The following is a 12,020-nucleotide window of genomic DNA, read 5'->3' on the forward strand; positions in this document are numbered from 1 at the left end:
TGTATTCTAAGGTTTCTTCGAAAGAAGCGCAAAAGTAAGCAGAATTAAGAACTCATCTACAAGGATTTTGGTGTGACAGGAAGCCGCCAGTTTGGCTTAATTTATGCACTATGTGCAACACAATACTTTATAACTCTCTAAAAATTAATCCATATGCAACAGCCAACCGAAATGACCACATTGAGCCAGGTACTGGAAAAATTAAGACAAAAGGGTGTCGAAAGCGAAATCAAATTAAATGCAGATAAACAAATGGCGTCCGAAAAATTAGGCAAGACCTACCAGCCGGAGGATTTGCTCTTATTTCAAACATTCAGGTTTGAAGGAGACTCCGACCCCGGGGATAATTCAGTGCTTTATATAGTTGAAGATACGCAAGGTAAGATCAGTTACATACTGGATGCCTATGGTGCTTATAGCGATCATGAGGGCCCGGAATTTGACGATTTCATCAAAAAGATCCCGACTGAAGACAGGAAAGACCAGGAGTTATTTGTATAAATAAACACAATCTAAAAAGCCAACGGTTTAAAACGTTGGCTTTTTAGATATCCTCACGATATCGATTATTTTATTTTCTTGATATCCGCCTCTTTCCAAAGGCCGTCTTTTTGCGCTCTTTTTTTCACTTCCTCAGCACGTTGCTTGCTGTCTGGGTGAGAGCTTAACATCTTCTGGAATTTAGAAGCCTGCGCTCCACTGCCATCGCTCAGGCTGGCCAACGTCATAAATGCATTATAAGCGCCCATTACATTATAACCATGCTTTTTCATAAAGTCGTAACTGTACGTATCCGCATCGGTTTCCTGTTTACGGCTATGTTTGCTATCCATCATAGCTTCAGCTAAAGCGCCCAACTGGCTTTCTGTTAATGCAGATGCTACACCCGATTGAGAGCCGGCAGCATCAGCAACGGCAGATCTTGTTAAGGCTGCTTTCATCGCATCTTTAGAGTCATGATTTCTAACGTGCCCGATTTCATGACCGATTACAGCCAGCAACTCATCATCGCTCATGATGTCCATCAAAGAAGAAAACACCCTCACACTACCATCTGCACAGGCAAAGGCATTAATATCAACCACTTTATAAACCTTATAATTCAGTTGCAGCCCATCTTCAGTTTTATGTTTACCAAAAATTTTATTCAGGCGAACCGTATAAGGGTCATTTGCTTCAGCTACGGGGTTATGCTCGTCCATCCATTTCACTCCGGCAGCCGCATCACGGGCAGCGTCAGCATCACTATAGGTAGCAGCTTTTACGCCCTTTCCTACAGCTCCAATAGCTTTTGTATTCACTCTTAGCTGAGCGTTAGCGGCTCCCACCAACATAGCAATGGCCATTAAAGAAAGTCCAATTCTTTTCATAAGTAAAAATGCATTTTAGGATTAAAGATTTAAATATTGGCTACGAAATTAAAGATTTGCCTACTTCAATCCCAATTACATTTATATTATTTTTTATGCGATTTATCAGCGGGATCCTGCTTTTTTAAATCTTCCTTGCTGGACGGATGATGGGGAAAACCCGGCACATCCTGATCAATCCTGGGATCTTTGCTTTCTTTTACTTCTTTCGGAGCATCTATTGGATCTGTAGATTTCTTTGTTGTTTTAGACATATACGAACCGTTTACCCAATAGTGCAAAAAACCATGCCGGAAAGACCACTATATTTTAAAAATAGCATCATTGCCGATAAGGTAGTAACTATTCGTATCAATGGCCTGATGCCCAGTATATAATCCGGTAAAAAGGCTAAAAGCAGGTAAGATCATTTGCTGCTCCCCTACGATAAAGCACGGGAGTCGCAAGCTTTGCCGCGCGCGGCCAGCTATTGCATAGCCCGGATGAATATGCCCGCTTATCATAAATGTATCAGCATTGCTGCCGGGCTCATGTATAATAGTGAAGGGATCCAGGCAGTGCTTTTTTTCTGTTAGTTTAATACCAAGAGCCTGGTAATCTATATTTAAAAGTTTGTCATGATTTCCTGGCACCAAAACAAAAGCTATGCTGTTATACAACTGCCTCCAGGTATGGAAGTAATCAATATCGGCATTATAATCATGGTGAAACATATCACCGGCTACCACTATGACTTCGGGTTGATACGTATCGATCAACAAAGACAATCTTTGCAGGTCATTTTCCAGCACAGTAGAAGGAATGGGAATACCTTTCGAGCGGAAATAGCCGGTCTTACCCAAATGCATATCTGCCAGGATCAATGCTTTTTTACGTGGCCAGTAAATGGCACGTAACGCAGACAATATCAACACTTCATTCTGAACAATAATTTCCATTATATCAATCCCTGACCAGCACTATTTTACAATTTTATTCCGATTCGTGCGGACACGAATCGATGCCTATGATAAAACTTTACCATTTCAAGTTCTATCAACATCAACGCCCTCTACGCACCTGCCTACAAACACTCCCTATTCATTATTCACTTCTCACCATCCCTTCTCCCACTCCCTATTCCCTACTCACTATTCACTATTGACTATTGACTATTGACCATTCCCTACTAACTTTTCCCATTCACCTTCCTCAACACTTCTTCCTGCATCTTCTTTACTTTTGCGTCCAGCTCTTCACTACTTAAATCCTGCCGCAAGCTATCTACTTTTATCGGGAAGCTCAGGGGTGTAAAGGCTTTAGCATTAACAATAATGATCTTGCTTTGTTGAATGCGTTGCAGGGCTGCTGCCAAACGAGGCTCTTCCAATTGCTGGTAAAAAACCTCTTCATAAGCCTGTCGCATTAAAAGGTTCTGTGCATCATATTGTTCAAAGATCCTGAAAATAAGGCCGGAAGACGATTGAAGGTTTTTATCGGTCTTATATTTTCCGGCGTAGTTTTTCATCACCAGCCCTGCAATCACTGAAATATCCCTGAATTTACGCCCCGCCATTTCAGCAGCGTTAATGCTACGGGCAATATCTTCAGTAAGATTCTCTGCAGAAAGAACCTGGTTCATATCGATCTTATCCATCGGGATAGGCTGATCGCTTAACAATTCAAAGCCATAATCATTCATGGCCATGGAAAAGCTGATCGGCTGAACGCGGCTGATACGATACGCCACTAAGGCACTCATCACTTCATGCACCAATCGCCCTTCAAAAGGGTACATGAACAGGTGATGCCCGTCGCGGGTTTGGATCAGCTCTATCAAAAACTCTCCTTCCTTCGGAATATGAGAATGAGCCTGTTGCTGCACAAATAAAGGATGTAGCTTTTGAAGCTCCAGTTCCTTTGCCCCGGGATGCAGGGCTTCGCTGAATTTGTGACGTAAAAAAGCACTCAGGTTAGAACTCAGTGGCAGCCGGCCTCCCAGCCAGCTTGGTGTAATGGCCCGTTTGGCAGTACTCTTTTTTACCAGCACCGTCATGTCTTTGATCATAACAAATTCCAGTATTTTGCCCGCCAGTCCGAATTTATCACCCGGATTGAGCTTCGATACAAAATACTCCTCCACCATCCCGATATAGCCTCCACTTAAAAACTTTACCTTCAGCATCGGGTCGCTTACAATCACACCCAGGTTCATGCGGTGCATCATGGCAATACGCCGGTTCTTTACCTTATAAATGCCGTCTTCAATAATTACTTTCTGGAAATCTTCATAAGCCGTCAATACATCTCCTCCCTGCGTGATAAAACGCAATGCCCATAACCACTCGTCCCTTTCCATATAACTAAAAGCAAAGGTTTGCTTTACCTGTTGACACACAGATTCCTCTAAGAAGCCCTCACCCACAGCCAGCGTTACCAGGTATTGCACCAATACATCAAAAGTTTGCACCAACGGCTGCCTGCTTTCAATCACCCCCTTCAAAGCGGCCTCCTTCAAAGCAGCTGCTTCCACTAATTCCAGTGAATGAGTAGGTAGAAAATAAATCTTCGATGTTTCAAAAGGTGAGTGACCACTGCGTCCCGCACGTTGTAAAAAGCGGGCTACTCCTTTGGGAGACCCAATCTGTATCACCGTATCTACCGGTTTAAAATCAACACCCAGATCGAGAGAAGAGGTGCAGATCACTGCTTTCAACTGTGCTGTATGCAGCATATCTTCAATCCAGTTTCGCAATTCCATATCAATGGAACCATGATGAATAGCCAGCTGTCCGGCCAGATCAGGTGCTACAGAAAGCATGACCTGGTACCATAGCTCACTTTGCCCGCGGGTGTTGGTAAAGATCAGCGTAGTACGACTTTCATTAATGATCGGGATCAATTGTGCAGCCATCTTGGTACCCAGATGTCCGGCCCAGGGCAGCACTTCTATTTCGTCGGGGATGATGGATATAATCTCCGTCTTCTTTTTTTCTTTCGACCTTACGATGGTTTTAGGTGTATCCTGGTAAGGGATCAGCACATCCAGCGCTTCATCTATATTACCAATAGTGGCACTGATACCCCAGATACGAAGCCCGGGAACAATATACTTTAACCGGGATATAGCCAGCTCGGTTAACACACCCCGTTTACTACCCAGCAGCTCGTGCCACTCGTCAATGGCAATACATTTCAGGTATTTGAAGTACCGGGTATTGTCTTTTTGAGCAAATAGTAAATGAAGACTCTCAGGTGTAATGATCAATACGTCGGGCATTCGCTTTACCTGTTTCTGTCTTTCGGCAGTAGAAGTGTCGCCGTTCCTTACACCCACTTCCCAATCCAGCCCCAGTTCTGCCAAAGCTTCCGACATAGCTCTTCCCAAATCTTTTGCCAGTGAACGCAAGGGAGTGATCCATATAAGCTTCAATCCATCGCCGTATTCTTTAGGATGATTGAGGTAATGAATCACTACTGAAAAAAAAACAGAAAAAGTTTTCCCAAAACCGGTGGGTGCGATCACCAAACCTGAACTTCCTTCGTGAAAGCGTTGCCAGCTTTCCTGCTGGAAAGTGAAGGGCTGGTTTCCAAGTGATTTAAACCAGTCTTCAACGATCTGATAGCCGGGTGTGGATTGAATACGCTTCACTATATCTGGGATTGAGGAACTTTTAAACTATCGAATTTACAACCAAGGTACTTACCTATCAATATTTTTTTGCAACGAGTTCATTTTGAAATGCTATCATTTTAATCTGTAGCGCCAAAGGCTCGGAGTATTATTTTATAACAATGGACTTTAGTCCGTTGAAAAAAGCAAAAAACCAAGATTGAGAGCCGTAAGCTCGAAGCATTTAAAAAACTATACTTTTATAATAAAAATAAAACTTATGGCAAACACTTACTACCAAATCCACCTTCAAACAGTTTTCGCTGTAAAACGCAGGAGCGCTATGCTTGACGATAAATGGCGAAACAGGATACAGGCTGTGATAGGAAATCTAATAAACGAAACAGGATGTAAAACCATTATTATCAATGGAGTTGCAGATCACATGCATTGCTTTTTGGCCTGAAGCCTGTAATATCCATTTCGGAACTGATGAAGATAGTGAAAGCCAAGTCATCAAAATATATCAATGATCATACGCTTACGAAGCAAAGGTTTGAGTGGCAGGAGGGTTATGGCGTATTTTCATATAGCCAGCGGGATGTTGATATGATATTCAGATACGTGCAAAATCAGCAAGAACATCATCAGCACAAAACATTTAAAGAAGAGTACCTTGAGTTACTTGAAGAATTTAAAATCAGCTATGATACACAATATATTTTCCATGACCTGAAATAGGACAAACATGCACCGTGCCCATGGCACTCGGATTGGAGGTTATGCTTTATCACCGGAATTAATTCCGATGTTAAAAAATGATTCAGGCCTGCGGCCTTGTCTCTCCTTGTCCAAAAATGTAATAACGAGCATTGGAGGTATTTTGCATTGAAATTTAATATTACATTCATGCTCTTCAAAATAATGTCACCAAAAATCACCCATATTTCACCAACATTTCTTTCAGATCATCGATGGTATTGATCTCATCAGCTTTTTTATCTTTGCGCCAGCGAAGAATACGAGGGAAGCGAAGAGCAACGCCCGACTTATGCCGGTTGCTTTCTGCAATACCTTCAAATCCTATTTCAAAAACCAGCTCGGGCTTTACAGTACGCACCGGGCCAAATTTTTCCAGTGAATTCGCCTTAATAAATTTGTCAACTTCCTTAATTTCTTTATCTGTAAGACCGGAGTAGGCTTTAGCAATGGTGACTAACTGATCACCTGACCGGATAGCAAATGTATAATCTGTATAGAAAGCGCTGCGGCGGCCACTACCCTTCTGACCATAGATCAACACCGCATCAATGGACAGCGGATTGATTTTCCATTTCCACCAGTCACCTTTTTTACGCCCCGAATGATAGACTGAGTTTTTAGCCTTCAACATAATACCTTCGCTGTTTACATCCCTCGCCTCCTCACGTATAGTAGCCAGCTGCACCCATTCATCAAAACTCACCACGGGAGACAATAACACATAGCCGAACGGCATCTTCTCTATAACTGCCTCCAGCAATTGCCGGCGCTCCGAGAATATTTTATCGCGCACATCCTTACCCTCATATTCCAAAAGATCATAAGCATAAAATCCCGCAGGTGTTTCGTCCAGCAATTTCTTTGAGATGGTTTTACGATTCAGTCTTTTTTGCAGCTGGTTGAAATTTAATACCTGCCCGTCTTTTACAGCGAGTATCTCACCATCTATCACAGTGCCATCTGGTAAATGAGGAGCCAGTAATTGCAATTCAGGAAACTGATCTGTAACCAGCTCCTCACCCCGGCTCCAAACAAAAAATTCATCATTCCGTTTGATGATCTGCCCGCGGATACCATCCCATTTCCATTCGGCCTGCCAGTCTTCAGGATCACCTAATTCCTCTACTGGTTTATCAATAGGATATGCCAGGCAAAAAGGATAGGGTTTCGAATTGTCTGCGTTCACATGAACACCGCCAATCAAATCCGCAAACTCAGTCTCCAGCGGATCCCATTTCCCCATAATACTGTGCATCATCGTACTCTCATCTGTTCCACTGAATTTTGAAAGTGCGTTAACCAGCAATTTGTACGACACACCAATTCTAAAGCCCCCACCAATCAGTTTATTAAAAATAAACCGCTGATTATACTCCAGTCCATTCCATGCTTCCAAAACGTACGCTTTCTTTTCTTCATCTGTTTTTGCACCCAGCTCAATAAGCTCACGCATCCATTGTGAAATTGTCTTCTCAATGCGATAAAGTGGTTGGGGCAATATCAAACTAATGGTTTCTCCAAGGTCGCCTACATTGCTGTAACACTCCAGGAACAGCCATTCGGGCAAACCTGATAACTCCAGTGCCCATTCGCGGATCAATGTAGACTTCACGGGGCGCTTGGGCCTTCTTCCTGTAAACAAAGCAATCAACCATAATTTATCATTGTCGGGAGCGATGTTCAGGTATTCAACAATTGCATCAATCTTATCATTGGTTTTGTTGCTGATTTCAATGGATTGTATCAGTGCGGCAAAATTTTTCATACCGCACCCTCCTCTTTCGCTTTAAGGTCTGCCGCTTCAGCCTCCTCATCGTTACCATATTGGGTTACTACTTCCTTAGCGCTGATACCAATCTCATTCAGATACTTTGAAAAAGTAGCAGTGTAACCATGGGTAACAAATACCTGCTCCGCTCCGGTAGCCTTAATAGTGTTCAGCAAACCTTGCCAATCTGCATGATCGCTTACGGCAAAACCTGCATCAGCGCTCTGCCAGCGCCTGCTGCCACGCACCTGCATCCAACCCGAACAAATAGCAATGGCTCCGTTCGGAATTCTTTTAATAACATTGGTGCCCAGCAGTGAAGGAGGCAGTATCACAATATTGCCCTGCACATCAGCCTTAGGCATATCAGCATGCCATAAGCTGGTTGCCGGCAGTTTTATCCCCGTACTTTCAATGGCTTTATTCAGCCTGCCAATTGAACTATGAACTAATATAGAAGCCACACCTTCTAATCCCTTCATGAGCCGTTGCGCCTTTCCTAAACTGTAAGCAATAAAAATGCTGGTTCGTTGGTTGTGCCGATTTCCCGAAATCCAGTTCTTAATATTGTTGAATATCTGCTGCTGACCTAACCAATTATAAATAGGTAGCCCAAACGTACTTTCTGTTACAAACTCATGGCATTTCACGATTTCTAAAGGTGTAGAAATATGGTCATTTTCTACTTTATAATCACCGGATGCCACGCTAACAAAGCCGTTATATTCCATTCTTATTTGAGCCGAACCTACAATATGTCCGGCAGGATGCAAGCTCACTTTAACACCATTGACCATTTTAGTTTCGCCGTAAGGCAAAGTCTCAATGCTGATATCTTCACCCAATCTCGCCTGCATGATAGGTTTGGATACCTCGTGAGCGAGGTAATGTTTGCTGCCCCACCGGGCATGATCACCGTGCGCATGAGTGATCAGCGCATGTTCAACCGGCTGCCAGGGGTCGATATAGAAGTTCCCTTGCGGACAATAAATTCCTTTGTTGGTAAATTGTAACAGACTCAAAACAATAATTTGTTTAATCTTTTCAAATATCGTTCCTGAAACGCACCAACAGCTGCATAAAAATTGGATTGATAATTGTTTAATAAATAGCACAATTAAAATCATGTATGCGATTACGAACTTATGAGTCTTTCTGGCTCCTGAAAAACGGGCTTATCTATACCTATCCTTCTGTACAACAAAACCTGTCTACCGATATAGTAGTACTGGGCGGCGGCATCACCGGGGCATTGATTGCGGACATGCTCGTCAGAGAGGGTTATAAAACAACTTTGATCGACAAAAACGACATCGCATTGGGAAGTACATCAGCTACTACATCTATGCTGCAATATGAAATTGATGTACCACTATATAAACTGGAGGAGAAGATTGGCACCGATGCCGCAGTAACATGTTACAGGTCAGGAATAGCCGCAATAAGGGAACTTGAAGATTTAATCAGCAAGGAAAAGATCGACTGCGGTTTCCAGAAAAAACACTCGCTATACCTGGCTCATACCAAAGCTGCCAGCCCGCACTTATACAAAGAATTTGAAGCAAGAGATCAAAATAAGCTCGGTGTTAAATGGCTTAGTGCAACGGCTATTAAAAGGCAATATGGCTTACAGTCCTTCGGCGGCATTTTATCTTCAGTTGCTGCAAGTGTAGATGCCTACAAGCTGGCTCACGAACTTATAAGACTTAATACCCTGCGTGGCCTGCAGGTGTACGACCAGGTAGATATCAAAAAGATCGACCATGGAAATAAAGGTATTACTATTTCTCTCGAAAATGGATACCGGGTGAAAGCCAGGAAAATAATTTACTGCACCGGATATGAAACGGTGAATATGTTTGACGAACGCATCGCCGATCTACACAGCACTTATGCCTGTGTTAGCGAAGAGAAGATAAAGATCAACAAGGAAGTAAATAATTTATTGCTCTGGAACACACGCAAACCTTATTTATACATGCGCACTACAGATGATGGGCGCTTATTGGTAGGTGGAGGTGACAGCAGGTTTACTTCTGCCACTTACATGCAACGAAACAAGGAGAAGAAATCCAAAGACCTCTTAAAGCAGCTGCAGGAATTAATGCCAGGCATTAATTTCATTGAAGATATAATGTGGGCCGGACTTTTCGGATCTACCAAAGACGGATTACCCTATATAGGTGCGCACCCCGATTTTAAAAATGCATTTTTCGTATTAGGCTTTGGCGGTAACGGTATTACCTTTTCCATACAGGGCAGGAAAATCATAGCCGATATGCTTGTTGACAAGCCTAATGAGCTATCCTATTATTACCGGTTTAAAAGATAGTACACTTATATAAAAATAAAGCGGTTACAAAAATGTTGTAACCGCAATTCCATCAGCATACGCTGATCGGCAAAAACACTATCACTTTTCTGATAACAAACGGTCAGTAATTACACAATGCTTCTGACCATTGATCTCTTCTTCATGCCACTTCCAGTCATTAAGATTAATGGACATTGATGCGGATAAGTATTGAATGGCATCTCCGGTAAATCTGATAGGAAAGGCACTTGCAGCGTCGCTACTGCCGAAGTTTCTTGAGTTATTGGTGAAAGCGTCTCTCATATATATTTCTTTAAAATTGTTTACAACAGGTATTCATTTTGTTTAGTCAGCTTTTGACAACGCCGCCGGTGAGTATTATAAATGCAACATCATCCTTCTACCCATAATAAATGCAAATTGCTTGCCATATTTTTCGAGCCGCTATTTTCTCCGTAATAACCAAAACAAACCGATAACTACTAATGCCACAAGAAAGAAAGCCCACCACATACCGGCTTTAAAAATGCCTTCTACCAGTTCGCAGCTTTGTAACATAAAAGAAGCCCCAATGGCCATTAAGAGTAATGATATTTTTTTCATAGAAAAAAGGTTTAAAGGTTGTTTATTTATTCGAGCACCTTTCTCAAGGCGGTAATTTCCTGGTAGGACTGCTGAAGTTCGGCAAGCTGCCCATTTAATACATGCTGTAAGTCAGAAGCCAGCTCTTCATCGGCTATAGCTTCTTTGTACGCACGAATGGCCGTTTCCTCCCCGGTTATGCAACTTTCAAGTATGGCTGCCCGGTCACCACCTGTTATAAGCGCCTTGAAGTCCATCCAGGCCCTGTACAACTTGCCCGCGCCAGATGTTCCGAGTGCCGGTTCTCCATCCAGCAAACCAATTTGCTTTTCAAGCGTTTCGTTATAGTCTACACTATTGTTGACCAGGTGACGAAATAAGCGCTTCAGATCTTCGTTGCCTTCATCCTCCAGTCCATCAATTGCTTTTTCATATCCGGCGATCCTGTCATTATTGATCTGTATGAGATCGTTAAGTATCTCCACCTGTTTATTATCTGCTGTTTCCATATGCACTTTTTAATTATTCTTCCAATACTGCACCTTCTATCGCTTCACCGATCGATTTAATATCCGCTTCATCCAGCTCGCCCCATATTTGTTTCCACACCTGCTCGTCTTTTCTCACCTGGGTGATCTCATCATTCTCCACCCTGCAAATATAAAAAGCTGCTCCATCTGTTGTTTCTGAAGCCACAACCTGCACCTGCTGCATTTTTCCGCCTACTTTGGCTTCTATCGTAAATTCACGTCCGCTATTGTCTTCCATAATCTTTCTATTTAAGTCAGAAAATTATTTATTCAAAAAATTTAACAAGAGGCTGTTCAGCTCAAAAGTGTGGGTTACATTTAAGCCATGAGGTGCTCCTTCAATAATATGATACTCATTATTGGAAATACCTTTTGCGGCTTGTTCAGCCGAAGTTTTTATAGGTACTATTTGATCAGCATCGCCATGTACAATTAGTGTGGGTACTGTTATATTTTTAAGCTCGGACCTAAAATCAGTAGTAGCCCAGGCTTCTGCAGCCTTCTGCGTAGCGTTTTCAGATGCTCCGGAAGCTACAATAAAATCGGCGTCCAGTCTCGCTTCACTTACATCCTTCTTCAGCAAGCTATAATTGTAAAAATTTTTATGAAAGTCTTTTAAAAAAGCTACACGATCCGTCTTCAATGCTTGTGCAATTTTATCCAGCTCCTCCTGGGGCACTCCATCCGGGTTATCTTCCTTTTGAGGAACCAGCGGAATAATGGAGGCTATTAAAGCAGCCTTCGAAATACGGCTGGCTCCATAATTAGTCAGATAGCGTACTACTTCTCCCCCTCCCATAGAAAAGCCAACTAAGGTTACATCGTTTAAATCAAGTTCAGTTATCAACGCATCAAGATCAGATGCCAGCGTATCATAGTCGTACCGGTTCCACTCCGTTCCGGACTGGCCAAAGCCTCTTCTGTCATAAGCAATCACCCGGTATCCGGCTTCTGTTAATGCAGTTACCTGCCCGTCCCAGGAGCGATGACTTAGCGGCCATCCATGAATTAATATCACTGGTTTCCCTGCTCCATGGTCTTCATAAAAGATCTTGACCTCATTAGATGTTTGCGTATTGTTTAGATAAGGCATATCAATGAT

13 protein-coding genes and 1 pseudogene are annotated in these 12,020 nt (G+C 42.6%); 3 read left to right on the forward strand and 11 right to left on the reverse strand.

Features of this window, described 5'->3' with window-relative positions:
* Window positions 1-153 precede the first annotated feature (153 nt).
* Window positions 154-501, forward strand: a complete 348-nt coding sequence (locus ACLOAU_RS26030) for a hypothetical protein (protein ID WP_427864841.1) — start codon at window positions 154-156, stop codon at window positions 499-501.
* Between the two features lie 65 nt (window positions 502-566).
* Here the strand turns inward: ACLOAU_RS26030 and ACLOAU_RS26035 are convergent, their stop codons facing one another.
* The 4 genes from ACLOAU_RS26035 to ACLOAU_RS26050 form a co-directional block, all read right to left on the reverse strand.
* The gene (locus ACLOAU_RS26035; RefSeq protein WP_427864842.1) at window positions 567-1,370 is read right to left on the reverse strand and encodes a M48 family metallopeptidase; all 804 of its coding nucleotides are present in this window, start codon (window positions 1,368-1,370) and stop codon (window positions 567-569) included.
* Between the two features lie 86 nt (window positions 1,371-1,456).
* Window positions 1,457-1,624 (reverse strand): hypothetical protein, encoded by a 168-nt coding sequence (locus ACLOAU_RS26040; RefSeq protein WP_427864843.1) that lies wholly within the window; start codon window positions 1,622-1,624, stop codon window positions 1,457-1,459.
* A 48-nt stretch (window positions 1,625-1,672) separates the two neighbouring features.
* Complete coding sequence (gene pdeM / locus ACLOAU_RS26045; RefSeq protein WP_427864844.1) at window positions 1,673-2,308, reverse strand: ligase-associated DNA damage response endonuclease PdeM; 636 nt, start codon at window positions 2,306-2,308, stop codon at window positions 1,673-1,675.
* A gap of 230 nt (window positions 2,309-2,538) precedes the next feature.
* Window positions 2,539-5,001, reverse strand: a complete 2,463-nt coding sequence (locus ACLOAU_RS26050; RefSeq protein ID WP_427864845.1) for a ligase-associated DNA damage response DEXH box helicase — start codon at window positions 4,999-5,001, stop codon at window positions 2,539-2,541.
* Between the two features lie 304 nt (window positions 5,002-5,305).
* Between ACLOAU_RS26050 and ACLOAU_RS26055 the strand changes: the two are divergent.
* Window positions 5,306-5,703 (forward strand): annotated as a pseudogene (locus tag ACLOAU_RS26055) (IS200/IS605 family transposase).
* A 196-nt stretch (window positions 5,704-5,899) separates the two neighbouring features.
* Here ACLOAU_RS26055 and ACLOAU_RS26060 read toward each other — a convergent pair.
* Both ACLOAU_RS26060 and ACLOAU_RS26065 read right to left on the reverse strand, forming a co-directional pair.
* Entirely contained in the window at window positions 5,900-7,489 is a 1,590-nt protein-coding gene (locus ACLOAU_RS26060; protein ID WP_427864846.1) for an ATP-dependent DNA ligase, read from the reverse strand.
* The gene (locus ACLOAU_RS26065; protein ID WP_427864847.1) at window positions 7,486-8,514 is read right to left on the reverse strand and encodes a ligase-associated DNA damage response exonuclease; all 1,029 of its coding nucleotides are present in this window, start codon (window positions 8,512-8,514) and stop codon (window positions 7,486-7,488) included. The genes ACLOAU_RS26060 and ACLOAU_RS26065 overlap by 4 nt, the downstream gene beginning before the upstream one ends.
* A gap of 107 nt (window positions 8,515-8,621) precedes the next feature.
* Here ACLOAU_RS26065 and ACLOAU_RS26070 point away from each other — a divergent pair, with 107 nt between their 5' ends.
* Window positions 8,622-9,824, forward strand: a complete 1,203-nt coding sequence (locus ACLOAU_RS26070; RefSeq protein ID WP_427864848.1) for an NAD(P)/FAD-dependent oxidoreductase — start codon at window positions 8,622-8,624, stop codon at window positions 9,822-9,824.
* An 81-nt stretch (window positions 9,825-9,905) separates the two neighbouring features.
* On the opposite strand, the gene ACLOAU_RS26075 is transcribed toward ACLOAU_RS26070, so the two are convergent.
* From ACLOAU_RS26075 to ACLOAU_RS26095, 5 genes are all read right to left on the reverse strand, one after another.
* Complete coding sequence (locus ACLOAU_RS26075) at window positions 9,906-10,109, reverse strand: hypothetical protein (protein WP_427864849.1); 204 nt, start codon at window positions 10,107-10,109, stop codon at window positions 9,906-9,908.
* 141 nt (window positions 10,110-10,250) lie between these two features.
* Window positions 10,251-10,409: a phosphatidate cytidylyltransferase gene (locus ACLOAU_RS26080; protein WP_427864850.1), complete on the reverse strand. Its 159-nt coding sequence runs from the start codon at window positions 10,407-10,409 to the stop codon at window positions 10,251-10,253.
* 26 nt (window positions 10,410-10,435) lie between these two features.
* A complete protein-coding gene (locus ACLOAU_RS26085) occupies window positions 10,436-10,897 on the reverse strand; it encodes a PA2169 family four-helix-bundle protein (protein WP_427864851.1) in 462 nt (153 codons plus the stop codon).
* 13 nt (window positions 10,898-10,910) lie between these two features.
* Window positions 10,911-11,156, reverse strand: coding sequence for a hypothetical protein (locus ACLOAU_RS26090; RefSeq protein WP_427864852.1), 246 nt, complete (start codon window positions 11,154-11,156; stop codon window positions 10,911-10,913).
* Window positions 11,157-11,180: 24 nt separating this feature from the next.
* Window positions 11,181-12,011, reverse strand: coding sequence for an alpha/beta fold hydrolase (locus ACLOAU_RS26095; protein ID WP_427864853.1), 831 nt, complete (start codon window positions 12,009-12,011; stop codon window positions 11,181-11,183).
* Window positions 12,012-12,020 lie beyond the last annotated feature (9 nt).

This window comes from Paraniabella aurantiaca (genome assembly GCF_050309965.1).
Classification (GTDB): Bacteria; Bacteroidota; Bacteroidia; order Chitinophagales; family Chitinophagaceae; genus Niabella.